The following is a 20,434-nucleotide window of genomic DNA, read 5'->3' on the forward strand; positions in this document are numbered from 1 at the left end:
GGCTGTATGGGGAAGGTGATGGGCTTGCCCGTGGACGCACTCTCGCAGCACACCGGGACGCCAGCCGGCCACTCGGTGAACCGCCACGGGACGACAGCCGAGCTGACTCCGGACCTCTCCGCCAGAGGGGGAGGCGTGGGGCCCTTGGCTCCGGCAGTGCCGTGGTCCAGGCCTGGGCCCGGGTTCACGGCGGCAAGGGCAACGACAAGCTGTGGGGCATCAGGAGGGATTGAGGCGCAACTTGCATGCCGCGCTTGCCGACCGGGGCCGGGAATCCCGAGTCGGTGGCGCCGGGCGGTGCGCAGCGCGGGCCAGGCTGGTGATGCCGGGTACGTGCTGCTCGTACGCCGCGCGCAGCGCCGCCTCCTGGTCGTTGCCTGGCGGGGCCTGGGGTGCCGCGGCAGTCGTCGTACATGTCGCGTGTTGTGGGCGGTGGCGCCGCGGCCGAGGTGTCAGACGGCGCCGAGCGCGGTCATCATGCCGAGGCCGTCCGAGACGACCCAGTACTCCGTGAAGCGGCCGTCGGCGGCGCGGAAGATGTCCTGCCCGGCGAAGGAGATGCGGGCGCCGGCCGGGGCGGTGGCACCCGGGATGCCGCCGCGGTATGTGCCGTGGAAGGTCCAGTGTGCCGCCACCAGGCCGTCGCCGACGACCGGACCGACATCCATGGTGACCTTGATGTCGTCGAAGTAGTCGTACGACTGGCGGACCTGGTCGGCCATTCCCTGCGGGCCGTGCACGTCGAAGGCGGGCCAGTGGCCGACGATGCCGGGGGCGAAGATCTCCTCGGCGGCGGAGAAGTCTCCGTGCCACAGGTCGCGGAGCCAGCGACGGTAGAGCACAGCGAGGGTGTCCATGTCTTCATTTTGCGTACGTGTACGCGCAGGGTCAATCACCGGCCTCGGCCAGCGCTCGCCGTCAGGGCGGTCACCAGCACGGCGAGGTCGTCGCCGAAGTGGTCGCGGCGGTCCGCGGACCGCCAGTACGAGCGCAGCGCGGCCACCGTGGGGTACTGGGCGGGGTCCGCCTCGGCGGGCACGCTCACCTGGTACGGAGCGCGGTCCGCGGGGCGGTCGGCGTGCTGGGTGAGGTCGCCGAGGAGGAAATTCCAGACGATCCGGTTGGCGGTGGCCGCCTCCTCCAGCGACAGGCCGCAGGCGTGCCAGGCGGTGTAGATCTCCTCCAGGAGCCACAGGACCGAGGGGGCCATCAGGTCGCCCCGTCCCAGCACGTCCACGATCCAGGGTCGGGCCGCCAGTTCGTCGTGCTGCCAGGTCAGCAGGGCGAGGAGGCGGGCGCGGGGCTCGTCGGGCAGTGCGGGCCGGGGCAGGCCGGCCACGATGCGGTCCAGGAGGAGGACCAGGAGTTCGTCCTTGTCCCGTACGTGCCGGTAGATGCTCATCGGGGCGCTGCCCAGCGCCTCGGCGACCCGGCGCATGGTCAGCGCCCGGCTGCCTTCCCTGGTGACGATGTCCAGGGCTGCCTCGATGACGCGGTCGCGGGAGAGCCGGGGCGGCCGACCGCGGCGCACCGCCCGTGGGCCGTTAGCCTTCTCCCGCCCTGCGCCCCCGCCCGTGCCTGTATCTGCTGTGCTGTGCTCACTCACGGAAACAGTCTGGCATCGCGGGAATCCGGGCCCGGGGGCTGGCGACGGCCGCGCCGCATGCTCCACTCCCTACGCCGACGGGCCGGGCCCGGCGAGGGCAACGGCCCGCACTGCCGACGCTCCGCCCCGCCACTCCCCCACAGCATGAACCACCGCTCCCCGCCCCTTGCGAGTCTCAGGCAGGAGCATGGGCAAGTTCGCGGAAGCGCCGCAGGAGTGGGTCGCCCGTGCGCCGGGTCGGCCACAGCAGGTGGAGGGCGACCTGGGGGGCGTTCCGCAGGGGCAGGTAGGTGACGCGGGCGTGGGTGTGGGTCCGGGCGGCTGAGGTGGTGGTGGAGCCGATGCCGCGGCCGGCGGCGATGATGGCGAGCCATTCGTCGTAGCTGCCGCATTCGACCACCTGCGCCGGCCGGTTCTCCGGCGGCCAGTCGTCCGGGCTCGTCGCGCCGCTGACGGTGTTGACGACCAGGGGGTGCGCGGACAGCTCCGACCAGTCCAGCTCGCCGCCGGCCGTGAGCGGTGATCCGGCGGCCACCGCGGCCAGCCGGTCCTCCTGGAACAGCGGTGCGCCGGTGACGCCGGAGGCATGGACGTCGCCGCGTACCAGTGCGGCGTCGACATCGCCCGAGTGCAGGGCGGCGACGATGTCGTCGCGCCGCAGGAGGGTCGCCCTCGCGCCCGTGGCGGTTTCGAAGGCGGCCAGCAGGTCGCTGGTCCACGGGTCGGGCAAGGCCCACTGGAAGCCGATCCGCAGCCCGGCATGCCCGCCCGCGGCGGCCAGGGCCGCGTCGAGGTCGCGGAGTACACCACGCAGCCGCTCGTACAACTCCCCGCCCGTTTCGGTGAGTTCGACGCCGTTCGGGGTGCGGTCCAGCAACCGTGTCCCGACCGTCTCCTCCAGTTGCCGGACCGTACGGGACAGCGCCGGCTGGGTGATCAGCAGCTCGTGGCTGGCGGCCGTGAACGTACGCCGTTCCGCGACCGTGACGAACGCGCGCAGATGCCGCAGCTCTACCTCCATACCCCGCAGCCTAAAGGGCCCTCAGCCGCTATGCCCAGCGCGCATAGCCAGGCAGCGACAGGCATTTCCCTCACGGATCGCGGCTTCCTACCGTGGAAATCGAAGGACGACCGACCAGGAGAGGACGGGGACACGGCATGACGTCATTCACCGGCTGGATCGTGCGGGACACTGCGGACGGGCCGCGTGCGACGTACGAACAGCTCGACACCGAGATGCTGGACGATCTCGACACGAGCGTGCGGGTGCACTACTCCAGCATCAACTACAAGGACGCTCTCGCTCTGCAAGGCCGGCCCGGCGTGGTCCGCCGCCATCCGCTCGTCGCCGGCATCGACGTCACCGGGGAAGTGCTCGCCTCCCGGCACCCCCGTTGGCGGGAAGGTGACCTGGTCACCCTGGACGGCGCCGGGCTCGGTGAAGAATTGCACGGCGGGCTGGCCGGCTTGGCCGTGGTCAACGGCGACGACCTCGTCCGCGTACCCGACCCGTTCAGCCCGCGGCAGGCCGCGGCGATCGGCACGGCCGGGTTCACCGCGGCTCTGAGCCTCCTCGCGCTCGAACGGTACGGTGCGGGTCCCGAGAACGGGCCGGTGCTGGTGACCGGTGCCGGTGGCGGCGTCGGCTCGATCGCCGTGGCCTTGCTCGCCGGAGCCGGTTACGAGGTCATCGCCGCCACCGGACGTCGCGACGCGCTCGGCGGGCATCTCACGGCACTGGGAGCTGCCCGCATCGTCGACCGGGCGGAACTCACCTCTCCCGGCCGGCCGCTGGGCAAACAGCGCTGGGCAGGCGTGATCGACGCGGCCGGAGGAAGTGTCCTCGCCGGTGCGCTGGCCGGCCTGCAGCACTCCGGCGTCGCCACCACCTGCGGACTCGCCGCGGGCGCCGAATACCCCGGCAACGTCCTGCCGTTCATCCTGCGCGGCATCTGCCTTGTCGGCATCGACTCGGTCCGCACCCCCGTCAGCCGTCGCGAAGCGGCCTGGCAATGCCTTGCGCGCCACCTGCGCCCCGCGCTCCTCGACACCGTCACCCGCGTCGTCCCCCTCCCCCACGCCCAGGAAGCGGCCGCCGAACTCCTCGCCGGGAACGGCACCGGCCGCATCGTGGTCGACGCGACCCGGCAGGCCTGAGCACGCCGGTAAGGAAGGAGGAACACATGGACGCCGTCAACCCCAGGAATGCAGGCGCGTACGACGAACTCATGGCGCTGCGCGACGGCCCACGACCGGCCGTCGGCGAGGTCACGATCACCGGGTCGGACCCACTCTTCGTTTCACCGTTCCGGATCGGTGGGGCGCTCGCCGACGCGCTGGCCGCCCGCGCGGTCGCGGCCAACGATCTGTGGGAGTTGCGCACCGGCCGCCGCCAGAGGATCGCGGTCGACGTGCGCGCCGCGGCCGCGACCGCCCTCGGCGGCGAGGACATGACGCTCGTACGCGGCGCCGACGGCGAGTACCGGCCCGCGCCGCCGTCTCCCGACGTCGAGCACATGGTCGCGCTCACACAGCCCTGGCGGACCGCCGACGACCGCTGGTTCCTGCCGCACTTCAACCTTCCGCACCTCGAACGGCGGGTGCTGGACGTGCTGCGCTGCGAACCCACGCCCGCGTCGGTCCGGGCCGCGGTCCGCAGGTGGAAGGCGGACGATCTTGAGGAGGCCGTCGCTGCCGCCGAAGCGTGCGGCGGGGTGGTGCGCACGCCGGAGGAATGGCGGGCGCACCCGCACGGCCTCCACCTCGCTTCGCGTCCGGTCGTGGAGATCTCCAAGATCGGAGACAGCCCCGCCGAGCCCCTGCCCGGCGGGGCTCGCGCCGCCGAGCCGTTGTCCGGAGTCCGGGTGCTCGACCTCACCCGGATCCTCGCCGGTCCCACGGCCGCCATCAGCCTGGCCGAGCACGGGGCCGACGTACTGATGGTGACGGCACCGCAGCTGCCGCAGGTGACGCCCTTCGTCCGCGACACCAGCCACGGCAAGCGCAGTACCTACCTGGATTACACCAAGGCGGAGGAAGCCGTCCGGCTGCGCGCGCTGGCCGCGGCAGCGGATGTCTTCGTGGAGGGGTACCGGCCACATCGTATGGCGGCGCACGGCTTTGGCCCCGACGACCTCGCGCGGCTCCGCCCGGGGATGGTGTATGTGAGCGTCAACTGCTTCGGTCCGGGCGGCCCTTTCGGGATGCGCGCGGGGTGGGACCAGGTCGCGCAGGCAGTCACCGGAGCCTGCACCCTTCAGGGAGACGCGGCGAACGGCGGCCGGCCGCAGCTGACACCGGTGTACCTCTGCGACTTCCTCACCGGATTCCTGGGCGGTTACGGTGCCCTGCTCGCCCTCGCCCGGCGTGCGCGCGAGGGCGGCTCGTATCACGTACAGGTCTCGCTCTGTCAGTCCGCGACGCTCCTGCAACGCCAGGGCCTGGTCGAGGACTTCACCGAGGCTCCGGGCCGCCTGACCGCTGACGAGTTCGAGCGTTACGCCGTAACCGAAGAGGGGACCGCCTACGGCGATCTCAAGAGTCTCGGTCCCGTCATCCGGATGAGCGAAACCGCGCCACGCTGGTCGAAGGCCACACCTCGGCTCGGCAGTTCGCGGCCGGAGTGGCTGCCACGTTGAGGAGGAGGCAGCGCCACTCCCCCGGCGGCTCGGCACGTCGCGGCCGGCGCGCGTGATGAGGCGTCGTTGCCTGCCGAGGTGGTCCAGTCCGGACACCGGTGTCTCAGGCCCGGGGTCTCGCTCGTTGAGCGCGTCGAACTTGCGCACCTCGTTGCGTATGCGCGGGCTCCACTCGGCGAAGAGCGCCCTGACCTCCGGCGTGCTCAGGTGCCGGTCGAGCGCCTCTTGGGACGTCCATTGCTCCAGCACCGTGACGGTTCCGGTCGCCGCGTCCTCCACGCAGAACGAGATCAGCACGTTTCCCGGGTTCGCCGCGGCGATCGGGTACGTCGCCTGCGCCTCGGTGATGAACGTTTCGACGTCACCGGCAGGGACGAAGACCCGGCCGGCCAGGATGACGGCCGTCCGAGCAGTCGGCTCCGTACCCGCGATGGCAGCCTTTTCCTGAAGCGGATCCACTGTTCTCTTCCACCCCTTCGCGTGTGGTACAGCGAGCCCTGGACCGGCTCTGAAGACGCAAGGTAAGCCCTGACGTCGACGTCAGGGGCAAGGGCGGGCTCTTCGACGGAAGTCTGCGGCTGCTTGGTGGGGGCGATCAGCCGGCGTCGTGGGTGGCGGGGAGGTGGAGGGTGAAGGTGGTGCCGGGGCGGGGGTGGTGGGTGTGGGCGGTGAGGGTGCCGTGATGACGGTGGGCGATGTCGCGGGCGATGGCCAGGCCCAGGCCGCTCCCGCCGGTGTCGCGGCCGCGGGCCTCGTCGAGGCGGGTGAAGCGTTCGAAGACCCGTTCCAGGTCTTCGGGGGCGAGTGGGGTGCCGTCGTTGTGTACGGAGATGTCCCATCCGTGCTCGTGCGGGGTGACGGTGAGCGTGACGCGGTCGGCGGCGTGCCGGTGGGCGTTGTCGAGGAGGTTGCGCAGGAGTCGGTGGAGTTGGAGGGCGTCTCCTCGTGCGGGTGCTTCCTCGGGGAAGGGCCCGAGCACGACCGGCTGGCCGCGGTGACCGTATTCGTGCGCGAGTTCGTGGGCGAGTTCGACCAGGTCGACGACTTCCCCGGGGCCGGGGGTGTCGGGGCGGGCGAGGTAGAGGAGGTCGTCGGTGATGCGGCGGAGCCGGTCGGTGGCCCTGAGAGCGTCGTGGACGGCGTCGGTGAGGTGTTCGGGGTGGGCGAGGGCGATTTCGAGCTGGGTGTGCAGGGCCGTGAGGGGTGAGCGGAGTTCGTGGGAGGCGTCGGCGACGAAACGGCGCTGCCGGTCGGCGGCTTCTTCGAGGTGGTTCAAGGTCGTGTTGGTGGTCTCGGCCAGAGCGCGGATCCGGTCGCGGGCGACCGGGACGGGAACCCGCCGGTCCAGGTCGGTGGTGTCGGTGATGTCCGCCACTTGCGCGCGGATGGCCTCGACGGGCCTGAGGGAGCGGCGTGTGGTGATCCAGGCCGTGGCCGCCACGACCAGGGCCGCGGCCGGGACGCCGGCTTTCAGGGGGGTGTCGAGGGTGGCGACAGCCGCGTCGGCGTCGTCGGGCGGGACCAGGTGGTAGACGGTGCGCCGACACCTGCCGGGCGCGTCGGCCGGGTCGGTGCAGCGGTGGTCGGGGAGGGTGTAACGGGCGGCTACGGCGGTCAGGTCCCGGTGGAGCAGGCGATCGATGCGCTGGCGGACCCGCATCCGGACGGTCTCGGCAGCGGGATCGTCTCCCTGGGGAAGGGCAGGTTCGATCTGGGCGGGCCACTTCTGCGCGAGGCGGCGGGTCCGCTCGGCGCTGAGGGTGACGGTACGGGACCAGTTGGAGCCGGCGTCGGGCGGGGCGGGCGGCAGGAGTTCGGCGAGGCCGTCCAGGGTGACGGCGATGCCGACAGCAGGGCGTAGACGACCGCTGTCGTCGACCTCGATCTTGGGCCAGAAGCCCTGCTCGAAGACGTGGGTCTGGTCCGTGGTCGCCTCGGTCGCCGCGGTGGTACGGGCCTGCACCGCGGCGAGGCGGGCGGTTTGCCTGAGGGTCTCGTCGTAGACGTGGCCGCGCAGCCACCACGCTCCGGCCGTGAAGACGACGCAGGCGGCGAGTCCCGCGAGGATCGCGGCCCGGGCTTCGGTCGGCATCCATCGCAGCACCCCGATTCGGGGGCGATGTGCGGGGGGCGGGGGTGTTCTCTCGTCGGCGCGCCCGGTGCGGCCGGGCTGTTCCGGGCGTCCCGGGCGTCCTGGGCGTCCTGGCGGAACGGTGCGCTCAGCCACTGGTGCCCCCGGTGGGGGCGAGGCGGTAGCCGTAGCCGCGAACGGTTTCGATCGAACGGGTTCCAAAAGGGGTGTCGATCTTGCGGCGGAGAGCGGAGACGTACACCTCCACGATCGAGGCGTCACCACGGAAGGCCGGGTCCCACACCTCGTCGAGGATCTCCCCCTTGGACAGCACCCGCCCCTCGGCACGCATCAGCGCTACGAGCACACCGAACTGTTTGCCGGTGAGGTGGACGGCCGTGGTGCCGCGCCCGGCACGGCGGGTGGCCAGGTCGGCCCACAGATCCCCGTGGGACAGCACGGACGCGGTGCCGGCGCGGCCGCCGCGCCGCAGGAGGGCCCGCAGCCGGGAGAGGAGGACGACGTAGGAGAAGGGCTTGGTGAGGTAGTCGTCGGCGCCGGTGTCCAGTCCCTCGGCCTCGTCGTGCTCGCCGTCCTTCGCGGTCAGCATCAGTACGGGTGTGGTGACGCCGGCGGCCCGCAGCCGGCCGCACACCCCGTAGCCATGGAGGCGGGGCAGCATCACGTCCAGGACGATGACGTCGTGCTCCTCGGCCAGTGCCAGTGCCAGGCCGGTGACCCCGTCGGTGGCGACGTCCACGGCGTATCCCTCGGCGGTCAGGCCCCGCCGGATGGCGGGGCCGACCTGAGGATCGTCCTCCACGAGCAGAATGCGGCGCATACCTATAAGCCTGGCACACCGTTCGTCCTGGTTTCTTAAGAAAACTTCAGGGGCGCGGCGGGCCGGGCGCCGGTATCGGATCTTCAGGTTTTCTTCGGGTCGGTGTGCGCAGAATGCAGCCGTCCAGTCCTTCCGGCACTGCGTCGGGAAGCCGCGCTGCGCGAGCCTTGCCGCTGCCGCCCGTCGAGCATGCCAAACGCGGGAGGGATGACGGCCCGATCGGGATTTCGGCACCACCCGGTCAGTTCGTCGTGTCCTGGCCCACCGGGGCTGCCGCTGCCCGGCCCGGACACCCGCTCCGTTGACAAGAAACATTCCCATGCCCTGCTCCCCCGTTTCTGCCGCCTATTTCTCCTTCTGTCGCCCTCTGCCGGAACCAGGCGCAGTTGTGGTGTTCGGTTCGGGGCGCCGGTAGCAGCCCTGCCGGCCGCCCGACCTGTACGACGGTTTACCCCTTCGCGCGAGCAGGTCCGGCACGACCGGCTCACCGGCTCACATTCACGATGCATTATGAGGTTGAACGGCCATGCACATAGTTTTTCTCCTTCACAATGCCTACGGCATCGGCGGCACGATCAGAGCCACGTACAACCTCGCTTCGGTTCTGGCCGAGCAGCATGACGTGGAAATCGTCTCGGTGTTCCGGCACCGCGATGTTCCGGTCATGGGCGTGCCGGCGAAGGTGGGACTGACCCCTCTTGTGGATCTGCGTGCCGCGTCCGCCGATTTCGAGGGCGATGACCCCCGGCATGCGGAGCCCGCAAGGATCTTCCCTCGCGCGGACGGACGGCACAGGCAGTACAGCCGTCTGACGGACTCCCGCATCGGCCACTGTCTGTCGCAACTGGAGGCCGATGTGATCGTCGGGACGAGGCCCGGCCTCAACGCGCACATCGCTCGCCAGTCGCGTGCGGCCGGCATCCGCGTGGGGCAGGAGCACCTGACCTTCTCAGGGCACGGTTTCCGGCTGCGGCACGAGATACGTCATCACTACCAGTTGTTGGATGCCGTCACCACAGTGTCCGAATTCGATGCCCGATCGTATCGGCAGCTCGATTTGCCGGGCGTACGGGTGGAGGCGATACCGAACAGCGTTCCCCGGCCTTCCGTCGCGCCTGCCGACGGCGGCGGCAAGGCCATCGTCGCAGCGGGACGGCTGATTCCGCTCAAGCGGTACGACATTCTGGTCAAGGCGTTCGCCGCGGTGGTCGAGAAATACCCGGACTGGCAGCTCCGTATCTTCGGCGAAGGTGACACCACAGGAAATGAGAGGGAATCTCTCAGCAGCCTCATCAATGAACTCGGACTGGGTGAGCACACGCATCTCATGGGCAAGGCCGATCCGCTCGAACCGGAATGGGTGAAAGGTTCGATCGCCGCTTCGGCTTCTGATCGCGAGTCGTTCGGTATGACCATCGTCGAGGCGATGCGGTGTGGTCTTCCCGTTGTCTCCACGGACTGCCCTGTCGGACCACGCGAGATCATCGATGACGGTGCCGACGGTTACCTGGTGCCGCCCGGCCAGGTCGACGGCATGGCCAAGGCCCTGCTGAAGCTCGTAGGCGACGACCATCTGCGACGGAGCATGGGCGAGGCGGCGCTGAAGAACTCCGCCCGCTTCGATCCCGCACTGATAGCCGAGCGGCACCAGGATCTCTATCAGGACCTGTTGCGGCGTGGCCCCGGACGCCGTTCGATCGGTTTTCGGCGGAAAGCCGGCTTCCGCGCGCGTACCCACGCCATCGGCACCGCGCTCGCCGTGCGGTCCGCGACGCGTGCCGTGGCGGGCAAGATCCGGTAGTCCCTGAATGCCCGGGATTCCCCGGCCGATGCCTTTGGCGCTGCGGGGATTCAGCGTCGAGCCTCACGGCCCTGGTCGCCGGGGTGGACCACCAGACCGGAACGATTCAGGCCGCGGGCGCACTCCCGGAACGCTCAGTCTGCGGTGCAGGCGGCGCGGTGTCGCGGAGTTCGGCCGCTGAACGGACCAGTGATGCGATCGCCGGTGAGTGGCTGTTCGGCGACCAGGCGAGCACCGTGGTGACGTCCGGCGCGTCGGTGACGGGCACCGCGATGTGACCGGGCCACTGCCAGGCACGGCTGGAGGCAGGGATGACGAGCAGCGTTTTTCCGAGCGCTACGAGCTGCGCGAGCTGTGACTGGGTACGTACCTCCGGTCCGGGCCCGTCCGGGTAGGACCCGTCGAGCCGGGGCCATCGGGCGATGGGCAGGTCCGGCACGTTGCGGACGTCCGCCAGTGTGAGTTGACGGCGTGATGCGAGTGGATGTGCTGCGGGAAGCAGCGCGACCTGGCCTTCGACACAGAGGGCTTCGGTGTCGAAGCCGGCGAGGTCGTCGAACGGGTGGTGCATGAGTGCCACGTCGGCTCGTCCGTTGCGCAGGAGTCGTGCCTGTTCGCCGACCTCGCACAGCAGGATTTCGACCGGGACCGTGCCCGGTTCGCTCGTCAGCGTGTGGAGGAGCTGTTGCAGCAGTTCGTGGGACGCCCCGGCTTTGGTGACGAGCACCAGCGGCTGCTTCGGATCTCCGGCGCGTCGCGTGCGGCGCGCGGCGGCCGCGACCGCGTCGAGGGCTCCTCGGGCCTCGCGGAGCAGCACCCGGCCGGCGTCGGTGAGCGCGGCCCCGCGACGGTCCCGGTCGAGGAGTTGGACGCCGAGCCGCTGCTCCAACCGGCGGATCGCGCGCGAGAGCGGCGGTTGGGCGATCCCCAGCCGGTCGGCGGCACGTCCGAAGTGCAGTTCCTCGGCGACCGCGACGAAATAGCGGAGCTCGCGGGTTTCGAGATCGTCCATGGGCGGAGCTTAGCGGCTGATACCTGGCAGGTATCAGCACGTACCGGATCCGTCTTGGACAAGACGTACGCGGTGCGCCGAGCATGGACCGGGTGAACGACACGAAGACCGCGCTGGTCACCGGCGCGAACAAGGGAATCGGGCTCGCCATCGCGCAGGGCCTCGGGGCGATCGGCTTCACGGTCGCGGTGGGGGCTCGCGACGGCGCCAGGCGCAAGGAGGCCGTCGGGCGGCTGCGGGCCGCGGACATCGACGCGTTCGGTGTCGCTCTCGACGTCACCTGCGACGACAGCGTCGCCGCAGCGGCGGCGGCCATCGAACGGCGGGCAGGACGGCTCGACGTGCTGGTCAACAACGCGGGCATCTCCGGCCCGACCGACGGTGGCGCGCAGGATCCCACGACACTCGACCTGGACGTCGTCCGCACCGTACTCGATACGAACGTGTTCGGCGTCGTGCGGGTGACGAACGCGATGCTCCCGCTGCTCAGCCGCGCAGGCTCGCCGCGTATCGTCAACATGTCGGGCAACATGGGTTCGCTGACGCTGCAGACAGGTCCGATCATGGCTGCGTACGCGCCGTCGAAGTCGATGCTCAACAGCGTCACGGCCCAGTACGCCCGCCGCCTCGCCGATACGCATGTCATCGTGAACGCCGCCTGCCCTGGTTACGTCGCGACCGATTTCACCGGCTTCAACGCGCCGCGGACGCCCGCGCAGGGCGCCGCGATCGCGATCCGGCTCGCCACCCTGCCGGACGACGGGCCGCGCGGCGGCTTTTTCGACGACGAGGGCGTCATCCCCTGGTGACGGGACACGCCAGCTCGTGGCGCGTGCCCGTACGGCCGGGCCGCCTGGATGTGCGTACGGCCAGCCCCGGCGGTCGAGTCAGCAAATCAGCCTGTCGCCGGATCACCCGGACACACGATCCGTCGCCACTGGCTCCAGCAGGGCTTCCAGATTCTTTCGGGCTATCTGCTTGCGGAACTCCCCTTCATAGGAAGCGTCCCCGGAGTCGTGCACCGTCTCGGTCAGCCGGACCGCGGACGCCTGCCGCTCCCACGTGTGGTCCAGGCAGGTGTCGGAGTACCTGTCGAGCAGACGGGAATCGTGCTGCTCGACCTGCTGGATCAGCGCGCGGGCGAGCACCTCGGCGTCGTGGAGGGCGAGACTCATGCCCTGGGCGCTCATCGGGCAGATGAGGTGCGCAGCGTCCCCGAGGAGATAGAGCTTTCCGTAACTCATGGGACTGAATACCACCCCGCGAAGCGGTACGACCTGCTTGCTCGTGATCGGTCCCTTGGGTACCACGGGCTCACCGAAGCGAGCCTCCAATTCCTTCCAGATCCGCTCGTCCGGCCATTGCTCGACGGTGTCGGTGAGCGGGCACTGCAGATAGAGACGGCTCGTGTCCGCGCCGCGGGTGAATCGCGCGGCGAAGCCACGGGAGTGCACTGCCAGTACGGCCGGAGGGTCCGCCGGCACCTCCGCCATGACGGACAGCCATGCGTACCCGAACTCATGGGTGGAGCATGTGAGGACGTCGTCAGGTATGGCCGTCCTGCTGACGCCACGGTAGCCGTCGCTGCCGGCGATGAAGTCGCAATTGACGGTCTGCGTCCGGCCGTCGGCGTCGCGGTAGTGGACGAGGGGGTGCTCGGTGTCGATGCCGTGCAGCGAAATGTCTTCGGCCTCGAAGCGAAGGTCGCCGCCGTCGCGGAGGAAGACCTTGATGAGGTTCCGCACGAGGGTCCGCTGGGGGCAGAAGACGCCGTCGACATCATCCACGGCGTCCATCCTCTTCCACTGCCGCTTTTCCCCGTCGATCAGCAGCGGCAGGCCGGCATCGGAGGCACTGTGGCTGTGGCCCTCGACGACCTCACCCAACCCCCGTTCGAGCAACCTGCGCACCCCGTAGGCGTCGAGAGAGCCAGCCCTGTGCCGCTGCTCCACGTAGGCACGGCTGTACTTTTCCAGGACGACACAATCGACCCCCTTTCGCAGGAGAAAGTTGCCGAGTGCCAGCCCGGCGACTCCGCCTCCCACGATGACGACGGCTGTGTCCTTGCCAGTTTCGGTCATGTGTTTCCGAGCTCCTTGCAGAATGCGGGGCCGAACACGTCAGCGCGTGAACGGCCGTGCCGCCCGGACGGTGCGGCGTGTTGCCCTCCACACTGGACCCGGTGGGCACCGTCGCCCACCGGCGAATGCGCGCGGGATACCGGAAAGCCGCCAACCTGAGGTCACACGTTCCTGCGGGAGCCGGGCTTGTGCCTGCCCGGCTTCTTCCCATCCGGCTTCTTCCCATCCGGCTTCCGCTTGTCCGGCTTCTGCCTGTCCGGCGCGTGGGGCCGCCGTCACTTACCGTCGTTACGCAGGTCCGCCTGGTAGCTCCCAGGCGTCTGCCCGACGATCTCGGTGAACGCCTCGATGAGGCTGGTGGGGTTCGACCACCCGCATGCCATCGCGGTGTCGGTGACCGACATGCCGTTGGTGAGGTGGGCCAGGGCGTGGTGAATGCGGAGCGTGGTGCGCCACCGGTGGAAGCTCATGCCGAGTTCCGTGTGGAACAGACGGCTCAGGGTGCGTTCGCCGGCTCCCGCGACACGTCCCAGCTCCGCCAGGGTCGTGAACTGGGCAGGGTCGGCGTGCAGGAGGTCGGTGACGGCCCGGAGCCGGTCGTCGCTGGATTCGGGGAGGTGCAGTGACTGCTCGGGGGTGTCGGAGAGTTCGTCGATGACCACGGCGAGCAGCCGCTGGTGAGCGCCGGGGCGGGACTCGGGCCGGTCGCCGGTCAGCGCCAGTACGGCTTCACGCAGCAGGGAGCTGACGGCGAACACACTGGGGTGCTCCACGAGTTGGCCGCACAGGTCGACCGGAATGTTCAACAGGCGTACGTCCGTGCGGCCGTAGAATCGGTGCGAGTGGGCGAAGCCTGGCGGCGTCCACGTCATACGGTTGGCCGGGGCGACCCAGGTGCCGCGTTCGGTCGTGGTGGCCAGCGTGCCGGCGGCGGCGTACACGAGCTGGCCCTGGACGTGGGAGTGGGTGACCATGTGAGAGCCGTGCGGCAGCCATCCGGCGCCACTGGGACTGGTCTGCGGCTGCGGCTTCGAGGGCTCCGGTAACGGTCGGCGGCTTGTTGGCATCGGGGGGAAATCTTACCGGTGATGCGCCGACTGGTGCGGTGGCGGACAGGACAGTGGTTGCCTGGGCGCCGCCGGGTCCGGGAGGGTGCGGGACCGGAACGCGCGCTCGACAGCATCACACGGTGATGTCGCACCGTGCCTGACCAGGAGAGGGAGTCATGAGCGACGACGTTCTGTCGATCATTCCGGTTGATCCGCGGTGGCAGCCGGAGCGCGATGCGGTTCAGCGCGTCGTCCCGCTCGTGGAGAAGCTGGTCCCCGTTGCAGACGAGGGTGCGGGCGTGCGGATCGACGTGCGGTGGCACGGCACGGTGACTGTCGTCGACTGCGGGGGCAACCCGGAGACGATCGGCTGCCCCTTGTGCCGGGCCGCCATCGATACGGAGTGGTGGGGTGACATCCTCACGGACCGTTACTACGACGGCTTCACCACGCTCACGGTCGAGGTTCCGTGCTGCGGGGGAACAACCAGCCTGGACGCACTGGACTATGACTGGCCCCTCGGATTCGCCCGCTTCGAGCTCGCTGTCCGGAACCCCGAACGCGCCTCTTTCAACGAGGACGAGCTGACGGCATTGGCGGACGGACTGGGGCATCCCGTCAAGCAGATTCGGGCTCGTGTCTGAGCCGTGGCACTGGGCAGTTCGGCGACGCGGCAAAGCGGGTTCGGGTGGCGCGTTCAGCCGTACCGATGGTCGCGGGGCCATGCACCACGGCAAGGGGCACTGCCGCCTGCTGGGTCAGGCTCTCCCGCGGTGATTGCCGTCACCGCGGGAGGGCCTTCCCTGCTGACGCCGGTTGGTCCCGCACAGCCTCAGCCGTCGTCCTCCGGATCGTTTCTGGAGGCCCGCCGTCCCCTCGTCATCGCCAGGACGCTGCCGGCGACGGCGATCACGGCGATGGCCAGGGCGATGCTGAATCCGCCCTCCGTGTCCCAGTACACGTCTTCCAGGCTGATCAGCAGTGCCGCCTCGTCGACGACGAGGGCCAGGCCCACCCCGTAGGCCAGTCCCATCCAGGCGCGGGCCCGCGCCGTACGATCGGCCAGGCTCGCCGCGCCCACCACCGCGAGCAGCAGGATCCCCCATACGTAGTGGTGAATGTGAATCCCGCCGGCCTGCATGTCGCCGACTCCGGCCACGTCGATGTGGATGAGCCAGGTGAGCAGGCGCATCCCGCCGAAGGTGAGGGCGAACCCCCACCAGGCCAGGACGAAACCCCGGCGTTTCGGAGAGATGCCGGGCAGCAGGCGCAGCCAGGGCGAGGGACGTTTCGTGTGCCCGGACGGGGTGTGGCCGGACGACTTCGGGGACTTCATCCGGTCTCTCCCGCCGTGAACTTCTCGATCAGTGCGGCCATGGCGTCCGGCGCGCTGTAGTGGGCCGCGTGGGCCGCGCCCGGGACGTCCTCCGTGCGGCCGTCGGCGACCAGACCTGCCACGCGCCGAGTCCATGTGCCGGAGGCGATGGTGTCACCCGTTCCTCGTACGACGAGCGTGGGCGCGCGGACCTGGGACAGGTTCACCTCGAATGACTCGGCCGCGTCCCGCAGCGACCGGCGGAAGGAGGCGGCGCAGCGCAGGAGCCCGGTCACCAGGTAGTCGAACGCTGCCAGCCACAGCAGGCCGAAGGGCTCTCGGGGGGCGTCCGCGACCAGCCGCCCGAACTGGCGCCGGCCTGAGACCCGCGGTTCGAGCGCAGGGCCGACCAGCACCAGGCGGTTCACCAAGTGGGGGTGACGGGCGGCCAGGGCCGCGGCCACCTGGCAGCCGACCGAATTGGCCACGATCAGGCTGGGGCCCGAGGACAGTCGTTGGAGCAGGCGGGCCAAGGCATCGGCAAGTTGTCCGACATCAGGTGCGCGGCGGGCGGCGGCCCGCGAACGCGCGTTACCCGGCAGGTCCGGCACCACCACGGTCGCCCCGTTCGCGGCCAGTCGACGCGCGAGCGGCACGAAGTACCGTCCCGAGAGTCCGAGCCCGTGGACGAGCACCACGACGGGACGGCCCTCGTGGGGCGGAGGTCCGTATCTGCGGGCGAAGAAACCGATGTCACTCATGTGATCCACGTGCCCACCATCGCCTCCCGCTCAACACCCGGCCAGCTCGGCACGCGGGCTGGGTGATCTGCGGTGCCGTCGGCCGGGTCCGCGATGAGGCCGAGGCCGTCCCTCGAAGGCGTCCAGGCGCCTCGGCTCCGTATGCCGCGAGACCTGTGCTCGAACGCGCGATGGAGGCTGAGCGGCTGCGCCTGCGTCCTCTTCATGTGTCTGACGTCGATGCCTTGGTAGCGCTCCACGCCGATCCTCGGGTCAACCGCTTCGTCGGGGCCTGCTCGCACCGACAAACGGTGGAACGCCTCACCGCGATCGAGCGGCAGTGGGCCGAGCAGGGCCATCGCCTGTGCGCCGTCGAACTCAGGTCGAGCGGCGACTACATCGGCCGAAGCGGCTTGCGGTACTGGGAGCAGTCAGACGAAGTGGAGCTGGGGCGGACCATCCGAGCGGGACATTGGGGATGCGTGTGCCACCAAGGCCGCTCAGGCATGGCGTGTCTGGAATGGGGGTTCGCCAGGCTGGACGGCGCCTACTTCACAGCTCTCATGCGTCCGGACAACGAGGCATCGGTGAGAGTGGCCGAGCGTCTGGGGTTCTCACCGCGCCGAGAAGACCGGCCGCATGGCAAGCCCGTCACCGTGTACGCCGTGGACCGTCCAGCCGACTTCCGTCGGGAACGAAGAAGCTCGGTGTCCGTGTCGATCCGACAGGCGTACGACACGCAAGGAGCCACCATGCCCGCCCCCGGCCACTCCATCATTCCGCGCGCAGCACGGCAGGCTGGTGCTGGCGCGAGACGCTCGGGCCGCTGCGGGACCGGGGTTACGTTCCGTACGCCGAGTCTGGCGACTGGCGCGGTCAGGGGGTGCGGATGCGCTGTCCGTCGGGTCCGGCGGTGACGTGGTAGTCGCTCCACAGGGGCCAGCCCAGTTCGCTGTACGGCCGGCGCTCGCGCTGGCCGCGCACCTTCATGAAGTCGAGGCCCCCCACCATCCGGCCGGTGGCGTTGCCCTGTCCGTCGCACACCAGGCGGCACAGGCCGTCACAGTTGAACGGGGTGTCCACCGGTGTGACGATCACGCCCCCCGGGCGGACCTGGCGCAGCCATGCCTGGGGGATTTCGCGGACGGCGGCGGTGGACAGGATGCCGTCGAAGGGCGCTGCCTGCTCGTAGCCCTGTTCCCCGTCGCCGGTGACGACCGTGGGCGCCATGCCGAGTTGGGCCAGCTTGCTCTCGGCCCGGTCGGCGAGGGCCGCGTCGATGTCGACGGTGACGAGGGCTGTGGCGCCGATGCGACGGGCCAGCAGGGCGGCGTTGTAGCCGCTGCCCGTGCCGATCTCCAGGATGCGCTCGCCGGGCCGAGGGTCGAGGTGGTGCAGCATGCCCACGACGGCAGCGGGACACGAGATGGAGCTGGTGAAATCGCCGCAGTCGGTGGACCCGTCCTCGGGCCGGATCTCACCGAGGGCGATCTGGGTGATGAGCGGGGCGAGCGGCCGGTAGATCCGCTGGAGCCAGGCGTGGGGCCGCTCGGTGCGGTCCAGCACCGGGAAGCGGCCCTCCCGTCGGGCCGTGGACCAGTAGCGGTCGGGGACGAAGTGTTCGCGCGGGGTGTCGAGGAATGCCTGCCGCAGCCACGGGCGGCCCTCGAAGTAGCCCGGTCCGTAGGTGTCGATCGTCGCTGCGCACCGCCGGCGCAGCTCGGCCGCGTCCAGATGTCGAGGGGGGCTCTCAGGAGCGGCCTTCGTCGTCATCGTCGTCGTCTTCGTCCTCACCCTGCGGCGCCGGGTTACCCGGGTCGCCCGGACTTGAGAACGGGCCGCCGACCTGGCCGTCGGCCTCCTGTCGGTGTCCCATGGGCATTCCTTTCGCGCTGCTGAGACGGTCTGTGAGACGAGTGTCCCCACCCCACTTCTTGATCACTAGATCCCGTTGCTTTTGTCCGGATTCGGTTCACCCGTCAGGGTCACCCCCCATGCCGACCGGAGCCGGCCGGTGCCTGCCGGAATTCGCCGGACCGGCCGGAACCGGCCGGGACCGTCGGTGAAACGTGCCGTGGTCAGCGCACGAGGGGAAGAAGGACCGTGTCCACGATCTCTTCGAGTACGTGGTCGGGCACGGGGGCGAAGGTCGTGAGGATCTCGTGGCGCAGCAGGTCGAAGGGGAGGGACTTGATGCGTTCGGTGAGGCGTTCGGCTTTGACCTCGCCGCGGTCGACGGCCCGGTCGAAGAGTACGTCGGCGGCCTTCTCCCGTCCCGTGGCGAGGAGGTCGCCAGGACCGGCGCCGGTCTCCTGGTAGTAGCCGGCCAGGTGCACGCTCATGACGGTGATGTGCTGGACGCGGGTGGCGTTGATCGTCCGCATGAGGGTGAGAACGTCCTCGCGCAGGCTTCCCGTGTCGGGTGTGTCGACCCGCCACTGCTCCAGGACGTGGGTGATGGCCGCCCGGACGAGTTCGTCGCGGTCGGACCAGCGGCGGTAGAGCACGGGCGGGCTGGTTCCGGCGCGCTGGACGACCGCGTCCATGGTGAACCTTGCATAGCCGTTGGCGGTGAGTTCTTCCCAGGCCGCGTCAAGGAGCGCCTTCTCCAGTGCCGCTCCGCGGCGCCTCTCGGGCATCCGAACCTCCTTTAGAAAGACTTGCCTATCTTAAACTCGCGCCCTACTCTGGCGAGCGCAAGATACATGCCTATATCTTAAGGTGGCTTTTCCATGAGTGCTTCCCATAGGGCCAGGGCCGCGGGCGGGACCGAGGCCGATGCCGGGACCGGTGCCGGGGCCAGGACCGCGACCGAGGACGGCACCGCAGCGGCGGCCGGGGCCAGCCCCGCCCCGCCGGACCCCGACCGCGTCGACCCCGCCGTGTGGCGCCTGGCCTTCACCGTCATCGTCGGCGCCCTCGCCGTCGTCTTCGACACCACCATCGTCACCGTCGCCCTCAACGACCTGGCCGCGGAGCTGGGTGCTCCGCTGTCCACGATCCAGTGGGTGAGCACCGGTTATCTGCTGGCCGTGTTCGTCACCATCCCGCTCGCCGGGTGGGCCCAGTCCCGGCTCGGCGGCAAGCAACTCTGGATCGCCGCGCTGGGCACGTTCCTGCTCGGCTCGGTGCTGTGCGCGCTGGCCTGGGACGCGACCAGCCTGATCGCCTTCCGCGTCGTCCAGGGCATCGGCGGCGGCATCATGATGCCGCTCATGGCCACGCTGGTCATCCAGGCCGCCAAGGGCCGCAACATCGGCAAGGTGATGGCCACCGTCACCCTGCCCACCGCGCTCGGCCCCATCCTCGGCCCCGTACTGGGCGGGGTCGTCCTGAGTCTGGCCGACTGGCGCTGGATCTTCCTCGTCAACATCCCCTTCTGTCTCGTCGGCGGCCGGCTCGCCTGGCGCAACCTGCCCGACGACCGTCCCTCCCCCGGCAGCCCCCGTGCCCGCCTGGACATCGTCGGTCTGCTCCTGCTCTCCCCCGGCGTCGCCGCTGTCATCTACGGGTTGTCCCGGGTCGAGGGCAGCGCGGGCTTCGTCAGCGCCGAGGTGCTCGTACCGCTGGTCGGTGGGCTCGCCCTGATCGGCGGCTTCGCCGCCTGGGCACTGTCGCGCGCCGGCTCACTGGTGGACCTGCGGCTCTTCCGTCACCGTCCGCTGGCCTCCGCCGCCTCCCTGAGCTTCCTGGGCGGCATCACGCTGTACGGGGCGATGCTGCTGCTGCCGCTGTACTGGCAGCAGGTCCGCGGCGAGGACGCGCTCGGCGCCGGGCTGCTGCTCATCCCGCAGGGCGTCGGCGCCTTCGTCGCGCGCACCCGGGCCGGCCACTGCACCGACCGCATCGGCCCTCGCTGGGTGGCCTTCGCCGGGTTCGCTCTCGCCACCGCGGCCACCGTGCCGTTCGCCTTCGCCGGAGCCGGCACCAGCAAGGTGCTGCTCATGGCCGCGCTGCTCGTGCGCGGTATCGGCATGGGCGCCGCCATGGTCCCGCTCAACGGCGCCGCCTACATCGGGCTGGGCCACCAGGAGATCCCGGACGCCAGCATCATCGCCCGGGTCGCCCAGCAACTCGGCGGCTCGGTCGGCACCGCCGTACTCGCCATCGTCCTCCAGCACACCGTCGGCGACGCCCGTACTCCGGCTGCTCTGGCCGACGGCTTCGGCGACGCCTTCTGGTGGTCGGTCGCCTTCAGCGTCGTCGCCGTGCCGCTCTGTCTGCTCCTGCCCGGTCGGCCTGAGCCACAGGATCCGGCCAGGTGACAGGGGGCGGTGGTC

General features: G+C 70.2%; 20 protein-coding genes and 1 pseudogene. 7 read left to right on the forward strand and 14 right to left on the reverse strand.

The genetic code is table 11. The features are described 5' to 3' along the window. Window positions 1-452: 452 nt before the first annotated feature. The 3 genes from AB0A97_RS24070 to AB0A97_RS24080 all read right to left on the reverse strand — a co-directional run bounded on the left by AB0A97_RS24070 (window position 453) and on the right by AB0A97_RS24080 (window position 2,627). Window positions 453-857, reverse strand: a complete 405-nt coding sequence (locus tag AB0A97_RS24070; RefSeq protein ID WP_361153452.1) for an ester cyclase — start codon at window positions 855-857, stop codon at window positions 453-455. Between the two features lie 35 nt (window positions 858-892). Continuing rightward, window positions 893-1,531 (reverse strand): TetR/AcrR family transcriptional regulator, encoded by a 639-nt coding sequence (locus tag AB0A97_RS24075; RefSeq protein WP_361153455.1) that lies wholly within the window; start codon window positions 1,529-1,531, stop codon window positions 893-895. Between the two features lie 250 nt (window positions 1,532-1,781). Continuing rightward, window positions 1,782-2,627, reverse strand: coding sequence for a LysR family transcriptional regulator (locus AB0A97_RS24080; RefSeq protein ID WP_361153458.1), 846 nt, complete (start codon window positions 2,625-2,627; stop codon window positions 1,782-1,784). A gap of 137 nt (window positions 2,628-2,764) precedes the next feature. Here AB0A97_RS24080 and AB0A97_RS24085 point away from each other — a divergent pair, with 137 nt between their 5' ends. Both AB0A97_RS24085 and AB0A97_RS24090 read left to right on the forward strand, forming a co-directional pair. Then, window positions 2,765-3,763: an MDR family oxidoreductase gene (locus tag AB0A97_RS24085; protein ID WP_361153461.1), complete on the forward strand. Its 999-nt coding sequence runs from the start codon at window positions 2,765-2,767 to the stop codon at window positions 3,761-3,763. Between the two features lie 26 nt (window positions 3,764-3,789). Continuing rightward, window positions 3,790-5,244, forward strand: coding sequence for a CoA transferase (locus tag AB0A97_RS24090; protein WP_361153463.1), 1,455 nt, complete (start codon window positions 3,790-3,792; stop codon window positions 5,242-5,244). A 189-nt stretch (window positions 5,245-5,433) separates the two neighbouring features. Here the strand turns inward: AB0A97_RS24090 and AB0A97_RS24095 are convergent. From AB0A97_RS24095 to AB0A97_RS24105, 3 genes and pseudogenes are all read right to left on the reverse strand, one after another. After that, window positions 5,434-5,703, reverse strand: a pseudogene (locus AB0A97_RS24095) (antibiotic biosynthesis monooxygenase family protein); the annotation flags it as partial. Between the two features lie 136 nt (window positions 5,704-5,839). After that, window positions 5,840-7,336 (reverse strand): ATP-binding protein, encoded by a 1,497-nt coding sequence (locus tag AB0A97_RS24100; RefSeq protein WP_361153466.1) that lies wholly within the window; start codon window positions 7,334-7,336, stop codon window positions 5,840-5,842. Between the two features lie 127 nt (window positions 7,337-7,463). Then, entirely contained in the window at window positions 7,464-8,156 is a 693-nt protein-coding gene (locus tag AB0A97_RS24105) for a response regulator transcription factor (RefSeq protein ID WP_361153468.1), read from the reverse strand. Between the two features lie 526 nt (window positions 8,157-8,682). On the opposite strand from AB0A97_RS24105, the gene AB0A97_RS24110 reads away from it, so the two are divergent. Beyond that, on the forward strand, window positions 8,683-9,957 hold the full coding sequence (locus tag AB0A97_RS24110; RefSeq protein ID WP_361153471.1) for a glycosyltransferase family 4 protein: 1,275 nt from the start codon (window positions 8,683-8,685) through the stop codon (window positions 9,955-9,957). Between the two features lie 106 nt (window positions 9,958-10,063). On the opposite strand, the gene AB0A97_RS24115 is transcribed toward AB0A97_RS24110, so the two are convergent. Further along, window positions 10,064-10,969: a LysR family transcriptional regulator gene (locus AB0A97_RS24115; protein WP_361153473.1), complete on the reverse strand. Its 906-nt coding sequence runs from the start codon at window positions 10,967-10,969 to the stop codon at window positions 10,064-10,066. Between the two features lie 83 nt (window positions 10,970-11,052). Here AB0A97_RS24115 and AB0A97_RS24120 point away from each other — a divergent pair, with 83 nt between their 5' ends. Then, window positions 11,053-11,778 (forward strand): SDR family oxidoreductase, encoded by a 726-nt coding sequence (locus tag AB0A97_RS24120; RefSeq protein ID WP_361153476.1) that lies wholly within the window; start codon window positions 11,053-11,055, stop codon window positions 11,776-11,778. 102 nt (window positions 11,779-11,880) lie between these two features. Here AB0A97_RS24120 and AB0A97_RS24125 read toward each other — a convergent pair whose 3' ends face one another. After that, window positions 11,881-13,050: a 4-hydroxybenzoate 3-monooxygenase gene (locus AB0A97_RS24125; protein ID WP_361153479.1), complete on the reverse strand. Its 1,170-nt coding sequence runs from the start codon at window positions 13,048-13,050 to the stop codon at window positions 11,881-11,883. Between the two features lie 275 nt (window positions 13,051-13,325). Beyond that, a complete protein-coding gene (locus AB0A97_RS24130; RefSeq protein WP_361153481.1) occupies window positions 13,326-14,024 on the reverse strand; it encodes an AraC family transcriptional regulator in 699 nt (232 codons plus the stop codon). Window positions 14,025-14,275: 251 nt separating this feature from the next. On the opposite strand from AB0A97_RS24130, the gene AB0A97_RS24135 reads away from it, so the two are divergent. Next, window positions 14,276-14,743 carry a hypothetical protein gene (locus AB0A97_RS24135; RefSeq protein ID WP_361153484.1) on the forward strand — a complete coding sequence of 156 codons (468 nt, stop codon included), beginning with the start codon at window positions 14,276-14,278 and terminating at the stop codon, window positions 14,741-14,743. 188 nt (window positions 14,744-14,931) lie between these two features. Here AB0A97_RS24135 and AB0A97_RS24140 read toward each other — a convergent pair whose 3' ends face one another. Further along, on the reverse strand, window positions 14,932-15,435 hold the full coding sequence (locus tag AB0A97_RS24140; protein ID WP_361153486.1) for a hypothetical protein: 504 nt from the start codon (window positions 15,433-15,435) through the stop codon (window positions 14,932-14,934). Next, a complete protein-coding gene (locus AB0A97_RS24145) occupies window positions 15,432-16,175 on the reverse strand; it encodes an alpha/beta fold hydrolase (protein ID WP_361153977.1) in 744 nt (247 codons plus the stop codon). Before AB0A97_RS24145 ends, AB0A97_RS24140 begins: the two co-directional genes overlap by 4 nt. 170 nt (window positions 16,176-16,345) lie before the next feature. Between AB0A97_RS24145 and AB0A97_RS24150 the strand changes: the two genes are divergently transcribed. Further along, window positions 16,346-17,071, forward strand: a complete 726-nt coding sequence (locus AB0A97_RS24150; RefSeq protein ID WP_361153980.1) for a GNAT family N-acetyltransferase — start codon at window positions 16,346-16,348, stop codon at window positions 17,069-17,071. Here the strand turns inward: AB0A97_RS24150 and AB0A97_RS24155 are convergent. The 3 genes from AB0A97_RS24155 to AB0A97_RS24165 all read right to left on the reverse strand — a co-directional run bounded on the left by AB0A97_RS24155 (window position 17,031) and on the right by AB0A97_RS24165 (window position 18,793). Continuing rightward, on the reverse strand, window positions 17,031-17,927 hold the full coding sequence (locus AB0A97_RS24155) for a methyltransferase domain-containing protein (protein WP_361153489.1): 897 nt from the start codon (window positions 17,925-17,927) through the stop codon (window positions 17,031-17,033). The genes AB0A97_RS24150 and AB0A97_RS24155 overlap by 41 nt on opposite strands. Beyond that, on the reverse strand, window positions 17,905-18,030 hold the full coding sequence (locus AB0A97_RS24160) for a hypothetical protein (RefSeq protein ID WP_361153491.1): 126 nt from the start codon (window positions 18,028-18,030) through the stop codon (window positions 17,905-17,907). The genes AB0A97_RS24155 and AB0A97_RS24160 overlap by 23 nt, the downstream gene beginning before the upstream one ends. A gap of 202 nt (window positions 18,031-18,232) precedes the next feature. Next, the gene (locus AB0A97_RS24165; RefSeq protein ID WP_361153494.1) at window positions 18,233-18,793 is read right to left on the reverse strand and encodes a TetR/AcrR family transcriptional regulator; all 561 of its coding nucleotides are present in this window, start codon (window positions 18,791-18,793) and stop codon (window positions 18,233-18,235) included. 93 nt (window positions 18,794-18,886) lie between these two features. Between AB0A97_RS24165 and AB0A97_RS24170 the strand changes: the two genes are divergently transcribed. Further along, window positions 18,887-20,419, forward strand: coding sequence for an MDR family MFS transporter (locus tag AB0A97_RS24170; protein WP_361153497.1), 1,533 nt, complete (start codon window positions 18,887-18,889; stop codon window positions 20,417-20,419). The last annotated feature ends 15 nt before the right edge of the window (window positions 20,420-20,434 follow it).

Source organism: Streptomyces sp. NPDC045470, from assembly GCF_040646595.1.
GTDB lineage: Bacteria > Actinomycetota > Actinomycetes > Streptomycetales > Streptomycetaceae > Streptomyces.

Coding starts and splice junctions, on each gene's coding strand:
- AB0A97_RS24070 (WP_361153452.1), bottom strand. CDS start 857: ATGGACACCCTCGCTGTGCTCTACCGTCGCTGGCTCCGCGACCTGTGG.
- AB0A97_RS24080 (WP_361153458.1), bottom strand. CDS start 2,627: ATGGAGGTAGAGCTGCGGCATCTGCGCGCGTTCGTCACGGTCGCGGAA.
- AB0A97_RS24085 (WP_361153461.1), top strand. CDS start 2,765: ATGACGTCATTCACCGGCTGGATCGTGCGGGACACTGCGGACGGGCCG.
- AB0A97_RS24090 (WP_361153463.1), top strand. CDS start 3,790: ATGGACGCCGTCAACCCCAGGAATGCAGGCGCGTACGACGAACTCATG.
- AB0A97_RS24100 (WP_361153466.1), bottom strand. CDS start 7,336: ATGCCGACCGAAGCCCGGGCCGCGATCCTCGCGGGACTCGCCGCCTGC.
- AB0A97_RS24105 (WP_361153468.1), bottom strand. CDS start 8,156: ATGCGCCGCATTCTGCTCGTGGAGGACGATCCTCAGGTCGGCCCCGCC.
- AB0A97_RS24110 (WP_361153471.1), top strand. CDS start 8,683: ATGCACATAGTTTTTCTCCTTCACAATGCCTACGGCATCGGCGGCACG.
- AB0A97_RS24115 (WP_361153473.1), bottom strand. CDS start 10,969: ATGGACGATCTCGAAACCCGCGAGCTCCGCTATTTCGTCGCGGTCGCC.
- AB0A97_RS24120 (WP_361153476.1), top strand. CDS start 11,053: ATGGACCGGGTGAACGACACGAAGACCGCGCTGGTCACCGGCGCGAAC.
- AB0A97_RS24125 (WP_361153479.1), bottom strand. CDS start 13,050: ATGACCGAAACTGGCAAGGACACAGCCGTCGTCATCGTGGGAGGCGGA.
- AB0A97_RS24130 (WP_361153481.1), bottom strand. CDS start 14,024: ATGGTCACCCACTCCCACGTCCAGGGCCAGCTCGTGTACGCCGCCGCC.
- AB0A97_RS24135 (WP_361153484.1), top strand. CDS start 14,276: ATGAGCGACGACGTTCTGTCGATCATTCCGGTTGATCCGCGGTGGCAG.
- AB0A97_RS24140 (WP_361153486.1), bottom strand. CDS start 15,435: ATGAAGTCCCCGAAGTCGTCCGGCCACACCCCGTCCGGGCACACGAAA.
- AB0A97_RS24145 (WP_361153977.1), bottom strand. CDS start 16,175: ATGAGTGACATCGGTTTCTTCGCCCGCAGATACGGACCTCCGCCCCAC.
- AB0A97_RS24150 (WP_361153980.1), top strand. CDS start 16,346: ATGGAGGCTGAGCGGCTGCGCCTGCGTCCTCTTCATGTGTCTGACGTC.
- AB0A97_RS24155 (WP_361153489.1), bottom strand. CDS start 17,927: ATGACGACGAAGGCCGCTCCTGAGAGCCCCCCTCGACATCTGGACGCG.
- AB0A97_RS24160 (WP_361153491.1), bottom strand. CDS start 18,030: ATGGGACACCGACAGGAGGCCGACGGCCAGGTCGGCGGCCCGTTCTCA.
- AB0A97_RS24165 (WP_361153494.1), bottom strand. CDS start 18,793: ATGCCCGAGAGGCGCCGCGGAGCGGCACTGGAGAAGGCGCTCCTTGAC.
- AB0A97_RS24170 (WP_361153497.1), top strand. CDS start 18,887: ATGAGTGCTTCCCATAGGGCCAGGGCCGCGGGCGGGACCGAGGCCGAT.